This is a genomic window from Candidatus Avedoeria danica (genome assembly GCA_016703025.1).
Taxonomy (GTDB): Bacteria; Chloroflexota; Anaerolineae; order Epilineales; family Epilineaceae; genus Avedoeria; species Avedoeria danica.
Genome location: JADJCV010000004.1, coordinates 558,784 through 576,127 on the forward strand (window position 1 = coordinate 558,784; position 17,344 = coordinate 576,127).

A 17,344-nucleotide genomic window follows, 5' to 3' on the forward strand; every position below is an offset into this window, starting at 1 on the left:
CCGGAACTCAGCGCTCTTCGCCGCGCGTCATGGCGACGGCGGCCGTCTCGCTGCTCACCGCGTCTAACGCAGTGACGCCGTTGTGCGTCACCGCGGCGCCTGCACCGGCCCCGTCCGCCAACAAGTACTCGTACTTCAGGCCGTTGCCCGTGAAGAACAACAGCACCCGTTCGTCTGGCGCGATCCAGCCGCGCGCCGCGAGCTCGGCCGCCGCGACGACCGTCGCCGCCGATTCGGGGGCCGTGAAGATCCCCTCGGCGTGGCCGATCCGCGGCAGCCACGCCAGGATCGCGTCGTCCTCGACCGCGATCGCGCAGCCGCCGCTCGCCCGCACCGCGTCCAGGATCAGGAAGTCGCCGATCGCCGACGGCACGCGCAGCCCGGGCGCCACCGTCGTCGCGCCGACCCACGGCGCCGCGCGGTCCGCGCCGGTCTCCCAGGCGCGGACGATCGGGGCGCAGCCGGCGCTCTGGACGCTGACCATCCGCGGCCGCCGGCCGTCGATCCAGCCGAGCGCCTCCATCTCGTCGAACGCCTTCCACATCCCGATCAACCCGGTGCCGCCGCCCGTCGGGTAGACGATCACGTCCGGCAGCGTCCAGCCGAGCTGCTCCGCCAGCTCATAGCCCATCGTCTTCTTGCCTTCGACGCGGTACGGCTCGGCCAACGTCGAGCAGTCGAACCAGCGGCCCTCGGCCACGCCGGCCTTGACGTGGGCCGCACAGTCCGTGATCAGGCCGTCGATCAGCGTCACCTCGGCGCCGAGCATCCGGGTCTCGAGCGCGATGAGCGGCGGAACGTCGCGCGGGACGTAGACGTGGGCCGCCAGGCCTGCCCGCGCGGCGTACGCCGCCAGCGCCGCGCCCGCGTTGCCGGCGCTCGGCAGCGCGACCGCCTTCGCCCCGAGTTCGCCGGCCCGCGAAACGGCCATCACGAGGCCGCGCGCCTTGAACGACCCCGTCGGGTTCAGCCCTTCGTCCTTGACGAGCAGGTTCGGCAGGCCGACGGCCGCGCCGAGCCGAGGCGTGGCGAGCAGCGGCGTCCAGCCCTCGCCGAGCGTCAGCCGCCACGCATCGTCGACCACGGGCAGCAGTTCGGCGTACCGCCAGAGCGACCCGATGCGGTCCGCCAGCGCGGCGCGCGGCAGCGCGTCGCGGGCTGCCGCTAGGTCATAGCGCGCGAGGAGGGGCGAGCGGCACGCGGTGCAAAGGTTCAGCAGCGCGTCGACCGGGTACGTCGCGGCGCAGCGGGCGCACTCGAGATGGGTGAGGAGGCTGGTGGCGTGGTTCACGGGTCGTCCGGAGAGGGCGTTGGCCTCTCGTCGGCCCCCATGCCATCGGCCCCCATCCACCCCCTCACCCGACAACCTCCGCCGCCTGCCCGCTTGGCCAGTGCAACTCCACCAAGTGAAGCAACTCAGCCACCTTGATCGGCTTGGCCAGGTAGTCGTCGCAGCCGGCCGCCAGGAACAGCTCGCGGTCGCCGCGCATCGCCGAGGCGCTGATCGCGATGACCTTGATCCCGGCCAGGTCGGCGTCGGCGCGGATCTGGCGGACGACCTCGAGGCCGTCGATGTCGGGCAGGCCGATGTCCAACAGGACGAGCCGCGGGCGCAATTTCCGGACAAGTGCCAGGCCGGACAGCCCGTCCTCTGCTTCGACGACGACGAAACCGGACGACTCGAGGATCTTCCGCACCAGGCGGCGGTTGTGGTAGTTGTCCTCGATGGACACGACGGTCTTGTCGCTCACGCGCGGCTCCTCATGGCAGCAGGATCGTTTCGACGTGGGCCAACAGGCTGCTGCGGTCGAGCGTATCCTTTGTCCAGATCGCGTCCGCGCGCGCCGACAGCCGGGCGCGCGTACGCGGGTCCACTTGTCGCGAGCTGACGATTACGAGCGGCACGTCGGCCATCGCCCCCGCGTCGGCGATCTCGGCGACGATGTCTTCGCCGTCGGCGTCCGGCAGCGAGAGGTCCATGATGATCAGGTCGGGCCGGGCGCGCGCCAGGTTCAGCCGGGCGGCTGCGGCGGTGGACGCGACCGTTACGGAGAAACGACCGCTGGACTCGAACAACCGGCGCAGGAGCCGGGCATCCAGCTCGAAGCCGTCGATGACGAGAATGCTCGGCCGCCGGCCGTCGCCGAACGCGGTCGCGTCGCTCCGCAGACCGCTCGCGTCGAGCGTGCCTGTGTCGCTGTCGCCGGTACCCGTGCCGTTGGCGTCGGCGCCGTTGCCCGCCCGGCCGACGGTGGCCACGACGTGCTCGACGAGTTCGGCGGCGCTGAAGCTCCCCTTCTGCCAAATGGACGCCGATCGCGCCTCGAGCCACCGGCGTTCCTCGACCTCGAGCGTTTTGGCCGAAACGACGATCACCGGCACGCCGGCCGTCCGCGCATCGCGCTTCAGCGCCTCGAGGATGGCGGTGCCGTCCATCCCGGGCATCATGAGGTCGAGCAGCACGACGTCGGCCCGCCGCTGGCGGACGAGGTCGAGTCCGTCCGGGCCGTTGTGGGCCTCGAGGACGCGGTAATTGCGGTAGCGTTGGAGCAGTCGGCGAATCAGCCGGCTGTGGTCGGGGTTGTCGTCGATGACGACGACGGTCGTCACCTGCTCGTCCAGCCCTTCCAGCGCCGCGCCGAGGCCCTCGCTGCCGCCGGGTCGCTCGCGCGTGCGCCCGAGATCGAGCGTGAAGGTGTAGCGGTCCTCCAGCGCGTGCTTCTCGGCGCTGAACGTGTGGCCCGAGCAGTTCACGACGACAGTGGCGTCGGGGGCGACGAAGTTGCGCTGGCGGAGCACTTCGAGGCCGGCGAACGCCACGCTGGCCGCCGGCTCGACCGAGAAGCCCTCGGCGCGTGCCACGCGGCGCATCGCGCGGAAGGCGTCGCCGTCGCTGACGGCCACCATCGCGCCGCCGTGGCGGTCGATCGCGCTCTTGAGCATCGTGTACGCCGGGCCGGGGTCGCCGGTGGCCAGCACGGTGATGAGCGTATCGGGTTGGACGGGCGTGGCGTGTACCTCGCCGCGCTCCCAGGCGCGGACCATCGGCGAGCAGCCCTCGCTCTGGATGAGGCCGAGCCGCGGGATCCGGTCGATCAGGCCGGCGGCGAAGAGCTCGCCGAAGCCCTTGTGCACGCCCAGCGGTCCGATGCCGCCCGAAACCGCCTGCACGTACCAGTCCGGGGCTCGCCACCCGAGCTGCTCGACGATCTCGTAGGCGACGGTCTTCATCGCCTCCTTGCCCGGGATCATCTTGGCGCCGCGGTCGAACGGGATGCCGCGCCGGGCCGCGAAGTCGGCCGCCACGGACTTGGCCTGATCGTACGTGCCGGTGATCTTCACGACCTCGGCGCCGTACAGCGCCAGCTCGCGCATCTTCTCGGCCGGCACGCTCGAGGTGAGGAAGACCCACAACCGGATGCCGGCCCGCGCGCAAAACGCGGCGTAGGCCGCTGCGGCATTGCCGGTGGACGCGATGACGAGCTCGCGCGTGCCGCGCGCGGCCAGGGCCGTCACGGCGGCGGCTGCCTGGCGGTCCTTGAAGCTGCCGGTCGGCTGCTGGCGCTCGTCCTTGATCCAGAGGTCGCCGTACCCGAGCTCACCCGCCAGCCCGGCGGACCGCGTCAACGGCGTCCAGCCCTCGCCCATCGACAGCGGCTGGACCTCGTCGCCGAACGGCAGCAGCTCGGTGTAGCGCCACATCGAGCTGACGCGGGAACGGACGAGCGCCGGCCAGTTCGGCGGCAGGCGGCGCACGTCGTAGCCGGCATCGAGCCAGGCGCTGCCGCACGACGGGCAGGCCTCGGCGTACACGTCGGCGGCGGTGCGGTGGCCGCATTCCAGGCACGTGACGGCGTTGAAGAGGGTGGTCACGCGGCGGCCGTCCCATTGGCGTACGCCGTCGGAGCGCCGAGCGTCGGTGCCGCGGACCGCGCGGCGGGCAGGCGGACCGTGAACACCGTGCCGACGCCGGGTCGGCTCTTCACCTCGATCGCGCCGTTGTGCAGCTCGACGAGGAACAGCGTGATCGCCAGCCCGAGCCCGGCGCCGCGGGCGCGGCGGGTGAACGGGCTGTCGGCGTGGCGGAAGGGCCGGAAGATGGCGGCGACGTCGGACTCGCTGATCCCCGGACCGGTGTCCTCGATCTCGAGGCAGACCTCGTCGCCCTCGCCGTAGCAGCGCAACCAGACATGACCGGCGGGCGTGAACTTCACGGCGTTGCCGACGAGGTTGTTCAGGATCTGGCCGAGCCGGACGCGGTCGCCCTGAATGGGCGGGACGTCCGGCGCCGAGACGACGTGCATCTGAATCGGGCGGCCCACGAGGAGGCCGGCGTTCGTGACCCGCGCCCGTTCGAGGAGTTCGGCGGCGCCGACGGGCTCGGGCTCGAGGCGCATCTGGCCAGCTTCGATGCGCGCCAGGTCGAGCAGGTCGTTGATCAGGTGCAGCAACTGCTGACCATTGTCGTGGATCGCCTCGATGTCCTCGCGCGCTGCCGGGTCGACGTCCGAGCCGAGGCCCATCAGGATCAGCTCGGCGTAGCCGATGATCGAGTTCAGCGGGGTGCGCAGCTCGTGGCTCATGTTCGCCAGGAACTCGCTCTTCAGGCGGTCGACCTCGCGCAGCCGCTCGGCCGTGGTCTGCACCTCCTGGAACAGCCGTGCGTTCTGGAGCGCGACGGCGATCTGTCCGGAGAGGGCGAGCAGGGCGTCGATGTCGGCCTGCGCGAACCGGCCGACGGCGCGGTCCTGCAGGTCGAGCACGCCGACGAGCTCGCCGCGCGCGACGAGCGGCAGCGCGACCTCGGAGCGGGTGTCGGGCAGGAGCGCGTTCGGAAGGAACGCCGGCTCGCTGTACACGTCGTCCACCTTCACCACGGTGCGGGCCGTCGCGGCGCGGGCCACGAGGCTGCGCGGTGCGGTGAGCGGGATCGCGAAGCGGCCCTCCACGAGCCGCGCGCCGACGTCACCGCTGCAGGCGCGGACGACGAGCTGGCCCGATGTGGGGTCGACAAGGAAGAGGTGGACGTAGTAGAGGTCGAACCGGTCGCGCAGGAGCTGGATGATCTCCGAGAGCAGGGCCGCCGGGTCGAGGATCGTCGAAAGGAGTTCGGCGGTCTCGGCCGAGGTGCGCAGCAGGCCGGTGTAGCGGGCGCGCTCGTGCTCGGCCTCGGCCAGCTCCTGATAGGTTCGGGCGAGCTCGACGTTCTTCAGGCGGTAGATCTCGGCCTCGCGCTGCGCTTCCTTGACCTCGTAGCGCACGCGCAGGTTCTGGACGTTGCGCTCGGCGCCCTCGCTGAAGACTTCCCGCTCCAGCGTGTGCGCTTGCTCGAAGTGCTCGAGCGCCCGCGCCGTGTCGCCGGCGCGCTTGTAGGCCTCCGCCAGCGCGCGGTGGGCCTCGAGCTCGCGCGGTCGGAAGCTGATCTCCTGGAGGGCCTTGACCGCATCGCGTAACAGGCCGATGCCCTCGCCCAGTCGGTCGTCGTCGGCCGCCACGAGCTTGCCGAGGCTGAGGCGCACGAGTCCCTGCCACTGGCGCATCTCGAGCTCGTCCACGATCTCGAGGCTGGTGCGCAAGTACTGCTCCGCGCCGTCCGCATCGCCCTGCTTGGCGCAGACCGTGCCGAGGTTCTCCAAGCACATCGCTTCGCCCAACCGGTCGCCGAGACGGCGGCGGATGCCGAGGCTCTCCTCGTGGCAGGCGCGTGCCCGGTCGAGGCTGCCGACCATCTCGCTCATCGCGCCGAGGTTCATCAGCGTCGCCGCGGCCCCGGCCTCGTCGTCGATCGCGCGCCGCAGCGCGAGGGCGCGCTCGGTGTGCTCGAGTCCGCTCGGGAGATCGCCCAGCTCGGCGTACACCTGGCCGATGTTGCCGAGCGCGACGGCTTCGCCGCGCTGATCGCCGAGTTCGGTGGCGATCGCGAGGCCGTCGAGGAAGAGTTCGAGCGCCTTCGGGAAGTCCCCGAGCGTGCCGTACGCGCTGCCGAGGATGTTCACGACGCTGCCCTCGCCGCGCCGATCCTGGAGCGTGCGGTAGAGCTCGCGCACGGCGGGAAGCTCGGAGAGCGCCTGTTCGTGCTCGCTCTTGATCACGTGGCAGGCGCAGAGCGTCCGCCGTGCGTCGGCGATGCCCTTGTCGTACCCGAGCCCGTCCGCGTAGGCCAACGCCTCCTCGGCCAGGGCGGTGGACTCCTGCACGTCGGCCTGCAGGCGTTCCCACGCCCGCGCGTTGAGCACGTCGATCGTGGCGCGCGGATCCACCTGCCGGCCGTCGGTGGTGGAGGCGCCGAGGGTATCGACCATCCATTGCCCCTGTCGTTCGCCCCGCCCGACGCATGGGAACAAGGGGGAGCGTCGCGTGCGCAGTGTTGAGGGGTGGGGCCCGCAAGGATACCCGCATTGGGCGGCGCCCGTCAATAGGCGGTCAGTCGTTTTTCCGTCGGTTCGCGCCGCCGATTCGGATCTGCGACGTCCTCTCGTGCGCCACATTGACGGGACGCGGTGCGTCGATACCATCTGCGGTGCCGCGCTGACGGTGTGCCCGACCGGGCGCAGCGCACCATCCGTGCGCCCGTCCGGGCGCTGTGTCGACCGCGAGGTGATCGGTGGCCGATCTGTTCACGACCGCCAACATGGTGTCGTTCCTCACGCTGACCGTGCTCGAGATCGTGCTCGGCATCGACAACGTGATCTTCATCGCCATCCTCACGGGTGCGCTGCCGCGCGAACGGCAGGGGCTGGCGCGGCGCCTGGGCATCAGCCTGGCGGTCCTGTCGCGCATCCTCCTCCTGTTCTCGATCTCATGGGTGATGCGCTTGAACGACCCGCTCATCACCGGCCTTCCCGGCGCGGACCGCGGCCTCTCCGGCCACGACCTCATCCTGCTCTTCGGCGGGCTGTTCCTGATCGCCAAGAGCACGGCCGAGATCCACAAGAAGCTCGAGGCGGACGACGTGCACAAGGTCGCGCGCGTCAGCACGATGGCCGGCGTGATCGTCCAGATCCTGCTGATTGACGTGATCTTCTCGCTCGACTCCGTCATCACGGCGGTCGGTCTGGCCGACGACCTGCGTATCATGGTCGCCGCCGTCGTCGTGGCCGCGGTGGTCATGCTCGTCTTCGCCGGCTCGATCGCCTCCTTCGTCGAGCGGCACCCGACGATGAAGGTCCTCGCGCTGGCGTTCCTCATTCTGATCGGCACGATGCTCGTCATCGAAGGATGGAACCCGGAGACCGCGCACGCGCTGGGCCTCAAGCAGTACGCCTACTTCGCGATGGCATTCTCGTTCGTGGTGGAGCTGGTCAACCTGCGGGTGCGGCGGTCGAGCGAGCCGGTGCACTTGCACAACACGCCGGATCCGGACGCGGCGGGCTGACGTTTCAGGCGTCGGGACGCCGCAACGCCCTACTGCTGTCGGTGTGCGACGGGCAGATAGCTTTCGAATCGTGACACCGGCGGAACGGTCGACACGCGTGTCGGACTCGGCGTCGACGTGGACATCGATGTGGGCGCGGCGGTGGCGGACGCCGTTTCTCCTGGCCCGGCCGTGGCGGACAACGTCGGTGTTGCCGTCGGCGCCCCGGCCGTCGCCGTCTGGCCGGCCTCGAACGAGCCGCAGTCATCGTTGAGATGGCCGCGCCGGTGGATGCACAGGCTGCCAACGTCGAGCGCCGCCTGGCACGAGCCGCGTGCACCGAGACGAAGGGTCAGGGTGTGTCTGCCGGCTGCGAGCGGAACGACGGACTCCGTGCCGCTGTTGCGCCCGTTCGGAGGCGCCACGCCGTAGCCCAACACGAACGCACCGGACCATGCGTCGATGCCCTCGGACCACGACACGACCGTGCTGTCGAGCGTCTGGCCGTCGGCCTGGAACGGCTCGATCGGGAACGCGCGCCACCGATCCTCGCCCAGCTCCAAACGGTAGTGCCAGCCGACGCCCGTCAGCCCGACCAAGCGCTGCCGTGCGCCGCGCAGCACCCGCACGGCCACGGACGACTCGCGGGTCAGCGAGTTCAGGCGATGCAGTTCGCCGCCCGCGCCCACGACGAGCGTGCTCAGCCAGCTCTTCGCCGTCAGCTCGACGACCGTTCGCTGGACAAGGGCGTCGCGCAGCCGGACGGCTTGTGCGCGCCAGTCGATGAACGCACCGGTGGGGCCGGGGGGACGATCGGCGACGACGAGGAGCGCCGTCGACTTCGTCGGCGGGCCGGACAGGAGCGCGTCCGTGGCGGTATCGATCGCCCGAACCCAGTCCTCGGCACTGCGGTCCCCGTGCGGCAGCACGGCCAGCGCTCGTCGCGCCTCGCCGAGCGCGCCGGCTCCGGACCACCACCGCACGGGATCGGACGCCGCGCCGACCGCGATGACCGCCAGCTCGTTGCCCCGATCGAGCTCGACCGTCTCCGCGAGGCGCTCCAGCCCAGCGGACACGACCGTCGCCAAATCGTCCTCCACCGGCCCGACGACGATGACGATGCGGTCGCGGATGGCGAACGGGTGTGGGCCGAGGTCGTAGGCCGCTTCGATCCGGACGGCGGCCTGGTCACCCGGCCCGAGGATGCGCGGCCGGATGACGGGTGGTGCGACCACCAAGCCGCACGCCGCCGGCCCCATGGGCGTCGGCGTCCCGGTCGGCGATCGCGGGATGTTCGCCGTCTCCGGCGGGGGCTGCGCCAGGATCGACGGTGGCGGGCCGGACCCTGTCCGCGGCGCCAAGGCAGCGGCGGCGACGACGAGGCCGGCGATGGCGCCAGCGAGCGGGGACGGGCGCATGGTCCACCTTGCGATGACGACGGGATGGCGATGGTGCGTGCTTCGGCAGCGCGCCAAGGATAGCAGAGCGGCTCGCACCCCGGCTCCGGAGCGCGCGGTGAGCGATGAAAGGGCGCCGCAGGCTTGACCTTCGCCGCGGACACCGCTACCTTCCTCGGCAACTTATCGGGGAGTAGCCACCTGCCGGCGCAAGCCGGCCGTGGGACGAACGGTCGTCAGTACGGAGCCAACGCTCCCGGCCGTTCGGCGTGTGCGCCGCGGGACGGCGACATGGCAGGCGAGACCGAGACGCAACCCTCGCGGGTCGTTCGGCCTCGCCTTTTTCGTTGCCGTGCGACCGCCCTCCCGGAGTGAGTCATGGCCGACAACATCTGGTTCTGGGTCGCCTTCAATGCCTTCGTCCTGGTGCTGCTGGCGCTCGACCTCGGTGTGTTCCATCGCACCGCACATGAGGTCTCCGTGCGGGAAGCCGCAGCGTGGAGCGCCTTCTGGATCTCGCTGGCGCTGGTCTTCAACGGCGTGCTGTACCTCTGGCAAGGATCGGAGGTCGCGCTGCAGTTCTTGACCGGATACCTGATCGAGAAATCCCTGTCGATCGACAACATCTTCGTGTTCGTCCTCATCTTCGGTGCGCTCGGCGTGCCGAAGATGTATCAGCACCGGGTGCTCTTCTGGGGCATCGTCAGTGCGCTCGTCCTGCGCGGGGCGATGATCGGGCTCGGGGCAGTGCTCATTCAGCGGTTCCATTGGCTGCTGTATGTCTTCGGCGCGTTCCTCATCGGCACCGGTATCAAGATGGCCTTCCAGAAGGCCCGTAAGCTCGATCCAGAGATGAGCCTCGTCGTACGGCTGGCGCGCAGGGTCGTGCCGGTCAGCAGCGGGTATGACGGCCAGCACTTCCTCACCCGGATCAACGGCCGGCGCGCCGTAACGCCGCTGTTCCTCGCCCTGCTCCTCGTCGAGGTGACCGACCTGATCTTTGCCGTCGACTCGATCCCGGCGATCTTCGCCGTGACGACCGACCCGTTCCTCGTCTACACGTCGAACGTGATGGCGATCCTCGGCCTGCGCTCGCTCTATTTTCTGCTGGCCGGCGTCGTCGACCGTTTCCACCTGCTCAAGCTCGGCCTGGCGCTCGTGCTCGTGTTCGTCGGCACCAAGATGGTGGTGGCGGACGTCTTCAAGGTCCCGACGGCGCTCTCGCTCGGTGTGATCGCCGTCCTCATCGGCGGCAGCGTGGCGGCGTCGCTGGCGTTCCCGAAGCGCGAGCCGACAGCCGCCTAGTACCCCGCCACTGGACACGCTCGGAGTGCCCAGCAGACATACGGAGGCCGAAGAATCGGCAGTGGCGGGGTACTAACCCTGCCGCCCGCGCGGACCGAGGTCGATCCGCCACGCCTGCCACTCGGCGCCGTCCTCGCGCGACATGAGGTAGGCCGTCCGTGTCGTGTGGAAGCCGTGGTGGCCGGCCGCGCCCGGGTTCACGACGAGCGCGCCGCCGACGCGCCAGAAGCCCTCGACGTGGCTGTGGCCCACGACGACGAGGCCGGGTCGCGCCTCGTCGACGAGGGCGCGCAGTTCGGCGTTCGGCCGACCGGGCGGCCCGGCGATGTGCAGCGACGCGACGCGCGCGCCCTCGACGTCGACCCACGCCGCGAGCGGCAGGTCGGACAGCACGCCGTAGTCGATGTTGCCGCGCACGGCCAGCACGGGTGCGACGGCCCGCAGCGCGTCGAGGATGGCGGCGTCGCCGATGTCGCCGGCGTGGACGATCAGGTCGACGCCGGCGAAGTGGGCGAGGACCGCCGGATCGAGCCAGCCGTGCGTGTCGGCGACGAGGCCGAGGCGGACCGCGGGGGACGTGACATCGCCCGCGCGTTCGCCGCGGTGCGTCGTCCTCAAGGCCGCGTCGCCGCCGCGCTCATCGCCGGCCCGTCGTACCCCGCCACCTGCAACGCCTCGATCAGGTCGGCCCGCTCCAGCATCGCCCGGACGTCGCCCGGTGGCAGGTGGGGCAGCGGGCGGTCAGGCGCGTCGGCCAGCGCCCAGAGCGTGTGGGCGCCGACGCACGCGGCGCGGGCGAACGGCGCGACGGCCACCTTGTCGAACGTGTCGCCGAAGCCGTGGTAGTACCGGCCGACCTCGGGCGGGAGGACGGCCTTCAAGCCGACGATCGGGACGCCCTCGAGCATGAACGGTTCGTGGTCGCTGTGCAGGCCGGCCTTGTCGTCGAACACGCGGCGCATGCCGAGCGGCGCCAGCTGATCGGCCAGTGCGCCGAGCACCGGGCTCGGCGCGTGCCCGGGCGTCCAGTAGCCGTACGGATCGCCCGTCATGTCGAAGTTCATCACGCCGACGTGTGACGCGAGCGCCGCTCCGTGAGTATCGACATAACGATGCGAACCGAACAGCCCGATCTCCTCGGCCGCCCACAGGGCGAAGCGCATCGTCCGGCGCGGGCGGACACCGGCGGCGTGGAGCAACGCCAGCGCGCGCGCCATTTCGAGCACGATCGCGCTTCCCAGGCCGTTGTCCGTGGCGCCCTGGGCGACGTCCCAACTGTCGAGGTGGGCGCCCGCCAGGACGATCTCGTCGGGGCGCTCCGTGCCGGGCAGGTCGGCCAACACCGTCCGCGTCGTGCGCGGTGCGAACGTGTTCGTCGTCGCAACGTGCACGAGCGGCACGGTGCCGGCGCCGAGGAGGCGCTTCAGGCGCTGCCCGTCCTCGAAGCTGATGCCGAGGCTCGGGATGGCGGCCTCGCCGTCCGCGCACACCCCGGTGCGGGCGATGTTGCCCGCGTCCCGGCTGTGGATGAGGAGCGCCGCTGCACCGTGCGCCGCGGCGGCCGCCAGCTTCTCGCTGCGGTGCCGCACCCGCACGCCCGGCGACGCGTCCTCATCGGCCAAGGCGACGGCGCCGCGGACGGTGTCGCCAAGGCGCGCCCAGTCCGCCGGCTCGGCGTGGCCGACATCGACGACCGGACCGGTGACGTCGGCGGACCGCGGACAGTTGCCGTGCGCCAGGGCCGACAGGGGCCAGACCGACGGTGCGACGACCTCGGCCGTCAGCGATCCGCGCGTCCAGGCAGTGATCTCGAACGCATCGTAGCGGACGTCGGCGAGGCCCCAGCCGGCGAGCAAGTCGTGGGCCCACGCCTCGGCCGCCGCGGCGCGGTCGCTGCCGGCGGGGCGGCCGCCAACGGTGTCGCACAGCGCACCGAGCAGGCCATGGGCGGTCGGACGGCCGAGGATCTCGGCGAGGAGAACATCGGCGACTTCGGGCGGGACGGGGTGGGGCATCGGGTGCGGTCCTCGACGGGTCACGGCGCGGGGGGCCCTCGGCGTCGTGTGGTATAACACGCCGCCCGCGCGCCGTCCAAGCCGTCCGGAGCGGTATGGCGACGCCTGTGACGGCGGCGGGGAATCGAGCGGCCCTGCACACCAGAATTGACGAGGAAACCGGCGTGAACTTCGATCTGCTCAAGCGATTGTGCGAAACGCCCGGCGTGCCGGGCCGCGAGGACCGGGTGCGCGCCCTGATCGCCGATGAGATCCACGGGTTGTTCGACGCCGTCGAGGTGGATGCCATGGGATCCCTGATCTGCCGGCGCGGACCGCGCCCCGGCACGTCGACGAGCGGCCCCCACGGCGCCCCGGCGGACGACGGCGCGACGATCGGCGCCCGGCCGAAGCGGGTCATGCTGTTGTGCCACATGGACGAGATCGGCTTCCTCGTGACGGCCGTCGACGACGACGGCTTCGTGTGGCTCGATCCCGTCGGCGGATTCGACCCGCGCAACCTGTTCAGCCGCCGCGTGCGCCTATGCACGGACGACGGCGACCTGCCGGGCGTCATGAACCCGGGCGGCAAGCCCGTCCACATCAGCACGCCCGAAGAGCGCAAGCGCATCCCGGAGGTCCCGGAGTTCTACGTCGACCTCGGGATCCCGGCGGACTCCGTCCGGGCCCGCGTGCATGTCGGCGACTACGTCGTGATGGACGAGCCCTGCCTGCAGATCGGCGAGAAGGTCGTGTCGAAGGCCCTCGACAACCGGGTCGCGTGCTGGCTTGGCATCGAAGCCGTGCGTGCGCTCGACGCGTCAGGGACGGGCCACGCGTGCGAGATCGTCGTGGCGTTCACGACGCAGGAGGAGGTCGGGTTGCGCGGTGCGCGGACCGCGGCCTTCGCCGTGCAGCCCGACATCGGCCTCGGGCTGGACGTCACGCTGTCCTGCGACACGCCGGGCGTCCCGGAGCGCGAGCGCGTGACGCAGCACGGCAAGGGCTTTGGACTACACGTGAAGGACAGCTCGTTCATCGCCGACTGGGACCTCGTCAAGGAGATCGAGGCGCTCGCCATCGACCGCGGCATCCCGTTCCAGCGGACGATCCTGCGGGCCGGCGGCCAAGACGGCGCCGCGGCGCAGCAGGCCGCGGCTGGGGCGCGGGCGGTCGGGATCGTCGTCGGGACGCGCTACATCCACACCGTGACGGAGATGATCCACACCGGGGACTTGGAGGCGGCGCGGGACATCGTGGCGGCGTACCTCGGGACGGTGGGGTAGTCGGCGGCCCTATCGGCGCGGACCCCGCTCGGCGAACGGCAGCCAGAGTGTGAGCTTCATGGCCGGCGAAACGGCGGGCGGCGGCGTCGGCGGTGACAGCGTCGGCGGCAACGACGACGGGACCGCAGTCGGCATGCAGATCGGTGGGCCCGGGAGCGGCGGTCCGTCGCAGAACGTCAGGGCCTTCGTGAAGGCGCTCGTGTCGGGCGCGGGTTGCGCGCGCGGCGCGAAGACGAACGCCTGGGCAATTCCGGCACCGACCGGCGCAGCGGCTTCGACCACGGCCTGGAATCGGCCGCTGGCGCGATAACCCCCGGCCGGCAGCACCCAGTTCACCAGCGTCGGCGTGGAAACCTCCGCCGGCGGCTGGGTCTCGGGGACCCCGTCGGACCAACGCGGCCGGAGCCGCAGCTGGACCTCGACCGAGTCCAGCGGCGCGCCGAAGGCGCCGAGCGTCTGGTGAACGAGCGACGCAAGCGTCGCACGGTCCGACCCCATGGGCATCAGGGTTACGAGCATCGCCGAAAACTCGGACCGCAACGCCAACCGCTTGGCCAGCCAGCCGATTTCCGACGCATCGAACAGCCAGGCCTGACCGACGATGTCGCGGATCGTCACCAAGCTCGCTGCGATGCGGTCAACGGTTTCCGCCTCCGCCTTCGCCGGTCCCGTCGCGTCGAGCACGATCAGCAGCGGTCGGTGGGTCGGCCGCACCGTGCGCAGCGACCGGTCGGCGGTGTCAAGGCCGGTGAGCCACGACATCGGTCCGAAGGCCGGGCGGATGGGAATCCGCTGGAGGCTTCCGAGCGCAGCGGTGAACTCGTCCGCGGTCGTGGCCCAGCCCGAAGCCACACCCGGACGGTCGAGGTCGATCGTCAGCAGCGATGTGCCGTCCGCAGCCTCGAGCACCTCGACCAGCAGCGCGAAACTCTGAGCGATGTCGGCGGCGCGGGCCGGGCTCACGCCGCCGACGACCAGGACCACCGACCGGCGGTCCAGCAGCCGCGGGCATTCGACTTGGACGTCCATCGTCAACGTCACCGGAACACCCGCTTGCAGCACGGTCGTCGAGGCGGCGAAGCCGGTCCGGATGGTGCAGCTCGGCAGCGTGCCCAGGATCGTCTGGGTATCGGGCAGGCCGCCCGGAAACGTCGCCGTCGGCGACGGTGGCGGGGAGGGCGCGGGCGGGCGGGTCGGGACGGCGGGTTGGGCGCCGGCGGGCCGCACGCCGAGCGACAAGGCGAGCAGCACAGCAAACATCGACGCCGCGCCGCGGATCGGACCTCGTCGCATGGCCTTGGCGGCGGGGACAAGGGTGGGGCTGGTGGCGCCGCTTGCCGCCGGCGTGGGTTGCTCAGGCATCGAACCCTCCATTCCATGTGCGCCGGCAGGCCGGCCACCTCGGCACGACGTCATCGATCCCGGATCCCGATCGGCAGCCACAATGTCCGCGCGGGCGCATCGGGCGACGTGGCCGATGGGGCGGTCGGGTCCGGCGGATCCGGCGACGGCGGTAGCGTCGGCGGGAGCGTGCGCGTCGCGATGGCGGTGGCGGTGGCGGTGGCCATCGCCGTCCCTGTAGCGTGAACGGCGGGGCTTGGGGTGGGGGTCGGCGTTTCGGTGAGCGGATCGCTCGTCGAAATCGCACGCGGGGTCGCTGTCGGCGGCACCGCCGCGCGCCGGCAGATGGCGGGGGACGGCGGCGGAGGATCGACACAGACGAACACCCCGGCGCGGCGCGACGAACGAAGCGCCGGCAGCGTGCGCTCGATGGCGACCGTGGAATTGGTGGTGCCGATGGAGTGTATGCCGGTCGTCCGGAAAGACGCCGTGTGGCGCAGCGTCATCCGGTGGCCGGTGCCGGGCGTCTTCCACCGGGCCGTCCTGTTCGTCGCGTCGTCCGCCGTCGGTGCCGTCACCGGGATTTCCTCACCCACCTGCATGTGCGTTTCCAGCAAGACGTCCACGAACGTGATCGGCGCCGCGGCCGATGCGAGCAGCTGGTGCAGCAGGTGCTCGAGCGTTTCGTTCAATTCGGCCGCCGGGAAGAGGGCGACGACGGTGCCGTCAACCGGAACGGGGCGGAAGATTCGGGCAGCCAGCCACCCGGTGGTCGAGACGTCGAGCAGCCAGACCTGGCCGGCCCTGTCGCGTGTCGCGCCGGCCAATTCCTGCATTCGTTCGACGACGTGCGCCTGACCGGAGACCGGCCCCCAGCTGTCGAGGACGATCAGAAGCGGCTGCTCCGACGGCCGCGTCGCACCAAGCAGCCTCTCGGCGGCGCCGATCGCGTCCACCCACGCGGTCTCGTCCAGCGCGGTCTGCACCTCGAGCTGGCGCACGCGCCCGTCAAGCGCCGCGATCTCGGCCGGCGTCGACGCCCACGGCGCCGGTCCGGTCGCCGCGCCGACCTCGACGATCGCGAGGCGCGTTCCGCGGCCGGTGGCCATGTGCTCGACGAGCAGCGTAAGGCTGGCACGTGCATCGCGGATCGAGGCGTGCGTCCGGCTGCCGATGATGACCACGGCCGCACGCCGGTCGAGCTGCTGCGGGCAATCGATGGCGGTGCTGACCGTCAGCGTCACCGGCTCGCCCGCGATGACCGCATCCTGCGAAGCCGACAGCGATGCGTGGAAGTTGCACTCGGGCAGGGCGCCGAGAAGGGCGAAGCCGGGCGGCCGAGCGGTCCGACCGGGTCCCGGGACCGGGGTCGGGACGGGGGTCGGAGGGGAAGTGGTCTGCGGCTGGGGAGTCGGCGCCTGGCCCAGCACGGATCGCGCCGCGGGTGCGGTCAGCGCGAAAGCCACGGCCAGCGGAACCGCCGCGGCCAGCGCCGCGACCGTTGCCCGCGCGGATCGGACAGCTGGGCGATCGCTGTCGAAGTAGATCCAGGTTGGCGTTCCCGTTCACGTTCATCCAGCGCACTCATTGCGTTCAGCGGCCGGCGCATGCGCCTGTCGACTGGTTCGACACGCGGCGACGGGAAACGGTGCCCTGGATTTGCGCCGCGTTGTCTACAACACGCGGCCGGCTACTCGATGACCACCCCCTCGACCCCGTCCTCGGCCGGCGGGAACCGCATGTCCAACCGCTCCAACGCCTCGACGATCGTCGCGACGCACACGAGGTCGCGGTACCACTTGCGGTTGGCCGGGATGACGTACCACGGTGCGTCCGGCGTCGTCGTGTGCTCGATCGCGTCCTCGAAGGCCCGCATGTAGGCATCCCAGGCTCGGCGGGCATCGAGGTCGCCCAGACGGAACTTCCAGCGCTTCTCGGGGTCGGCCAAACGCTCGCGCAGCCGCTCGGCCTGCTCGTCCCGGTCGATGTGCAGGAAGAACTTGAGGATCGTCGTCCCCTCGTCGACGAGCAGTTGCTCGAAGGATCGAATGTGGTCGTAGCGCTTGCGCCAGCGCGCCTCGGGCACCAGGTCGAGGACGCGCACGACAAGGACATCCTCGTAGTGGCTGCGGTTGAAGAGGACCATCTCACCGCTGCCCGGCACGTGCGGATGGACGCGCCAGAGGTAGTCGTGCGCCAGCTCGACGGACGTCGGGACCTTGAAGGACGCGACGTTCACGCCTGCCGGGTTCACGCCGTCGAACACCCGCCGGATCACGCCGTCCTTGCCGCCGCAGTCCATCGCCTGGAGCACGATCAGCACGCGGTGCTTGCCCTCGGCGAAGAGCAGCTCCTGGAGAACCTCGAGCCGGTCGTTCAGTGTCTCGAACATGGCCTCGGCGTCCGCGCGGTCGCCGTCGAAGGCACCGTCGCCCTCGGGGTCGATCTTGTCGAGGTCGATGCGTTCGCCGGGCTTGACGCGGTGGCGATCGAAGTCGATGCGCTTGAGGATCGAGCGGATGTCGGGGGCGTCGGCGGGCATCGTGACCACTCCTTGGCGGTTGGTCCATGGGGATCGGATCGGGATCCGCCGATATAATCGGTCCGGACCGCGCCGCGCGCCAGCCGCCGAGCGAGCCGTGCGGCGCGGACGCGGGCGACAACGAT

The 17,344-nt window shown here is 71.1% G+C and carries 13 protein-coding genes; 3 read left to right on the forward strand and 10 right to left on the reverse strand.

Annotation, left to right across the window (positions count from 1 at the left end; translation table 11 throughout):
* Positions 1-7: 7 nt before the first annotated feature.
* The 4 genes from IPG72_05555 to IPG72_05570 all read right to left on the reverse strand — a co-directional run bounded on the left by IPG72_05555 (position 8) and on the right by IPG72_05570 (position 6,302).
* Positions 8-1,291, reverse strand: a complete 1,284-nt coding sequence (locus tag IPG72_05555; GenBank protein ID MBK6768488.1) for a threonine synthase — start codon at positions 1,289-1,291, stop codon at positions 8-10.
* Between the two features lie 64 nt (positions 1,292-1,355).
* Positions 1,356-1,751 carry a response regulator gene (locus tag IPG72_05560; GenBank protein MBK6768489.1) on the reverse strand — a complete coding sequence of 132 codons (396 nt, stop codon included), beginning with the start codon at positions 1,749-1,751 and terminating at the stop codon, positions 1,356-1,358.
* 10 nt (positions 1,752-1,761) lie between these two features.
* A complete protein-coding gene (locus IPG72_05565) occupies positions 1,762-3,873 on the reverse strand; it encodes a pyridoxal-phosphate dependent enzyme (protein ID MBK6768490.1) in 2,112 nt (703 codons plus the stop codon).
* Positions 3,870-6,302, reverse strand: a complete 2,433-nt coding sequence (locus tag IPG72_05570) for a tetratricopeptide repeat protein (GenBank protein MBK6768491.1) — start codon at positions 6,300-6,302, stop codon at positions 3,870-3,872. The genes IPG72_05565 and IPG72_05570 overlap by 4 nt, the downstream gene beginning before the upstream one ends.
* 329 nt (positions 6,303-6,631) lie before the next feature.
* Here IPG72_05570 and IPG72_05575 point away from each other — a divergent pair, with 329 nt between their 5' ends.
* Positions 6,632-7,375 carry a TerC family protein gene (locus IPG72_05575; GenBank protein ID MBK6768492.1) on the forward strand — a complete coding sequence of 248 codons (744 nt, stop codon included), beginning with the start codon at positions 6,632-6,634 and terminating at the stop codon, positions 7,373-7,375.
* 29 nt (positions 7,376-7,404) lie between these two features.
* Here IPG72_05575 and IPG72_05580 read toward each other — a convergent pair whose 3' ends face one another.
* Positions 7,405-8,772, reverse strand: a complete 1,368-nt coding sequence (locus tag IPG72_05580; protein MBK6768493.1) for a hypothetical protein — start codon at positions 8,770-8,772, stop codon at positions 7,405-7,407.
* Positions 8,773-9,129: 357 nt separating this feature from the next.
* Between IPG72_05580 and IPG72_05585 the strand changes: the two genes are divergently transcribed.
* Positions 9,130-10,056, forward strand: coding sequence for a TerC family protein (locus IPG72_05585; protein ID MBK6768494.1), 927 nt, complete (start codon positions 9,130-9,132; stop codon positions 10,054-10,056).
* Between the two features lie 72 nt (positions 10,057-10,128).
* Here the strand turns inward: IPG72_05585 and IPG72_05590 are convergent, their stop codons facing one another.
* The gene (locus IPG72_05590) at positions 10,129-10,674 is read right to left on the reverse strand and encodes a metallophosphoesterase family protein (protein ID MBK6768495.1); all 546 of its coding nucleotides are present in this window, start codon (positions 10,672-10,674) and stop codon (positions 10,129-10,131) included.
* Positions 10,671-12,071, reverse strand: a complete 1,401-nt coding sequence (locus IPG72_05595; protein MBK6768496.1) for a M28 family peptidase — start codon at positions 12,069-12,071, stop codon at positions 10,671-10,673. Before IPG72_05595 ends, IPG72_05590 begins: the two co-directional genes overlap by 4 nt.
* A 164-nt stretch (positions 12,072-12,235) precedes the next feature.
* Here IPG72_05595 and IPG72_05600 point away from each other — a divergent pair, with 164 nt between their 5' ends.
* On the forward strand, positions 12,236-13,336 hold the full coding sequence (locus tag IPG72_05600; GenBank protein ID MBK6768497.1) for a M20/M25/M40 family metallo-hydrolase: 1,101 nt from the start codon (positions 12,236-12,238) through the stop codon (positions 13,334-13,336).
* A 9-nt stretch (positions 13,337-13,345) separates the two neighbouring features.
* Here the strand turns inward: IPG72_05600 and IPG72_05605 are convergent, their stop codons facing one another.
* The 3 genes from IPG72_05605 to IPG72_05615 all read right to left on the reverse strand — a co-directional run bounded on the left by IPG72_05605 (position 13,346) and on the right by IPG72_05615 (position 17,219).
* Positions 13,346-14,698, reverse strand: a complete 1,353-nt coding sequence (locus IPG72_05605) for a hypothetical protein (protein ID MBK6768498.1) — start codon at positions 14,696-14,698, stop codon at positions 13,346-13,348.
* Positions 14,699-14,748: 50 nt separating this feature from the next.
* Positions 14,749-16,143, reverse strand: coding sequence for a hypothetical protein (locus IPG72_05610; GenBank protein ID MBK6768499.1), 1,395 nt, complete (start codon positions 16,141-16,143; stop codon positions 14,749-14,751).
* A 224-nt stretch (positions 16,144-16,367) separates the two neighbouring features.
* Entirely contained in the window at positions 16,368-17,219 is an 852-nt protein-coding gene (locus IPG72_05615) for a polyphosphate kinase 2 family protein (protein MBK6768500.1), read from the reverse strand.
* Positions 17,220-17,344: the final 125 nt, after the last annotated feature.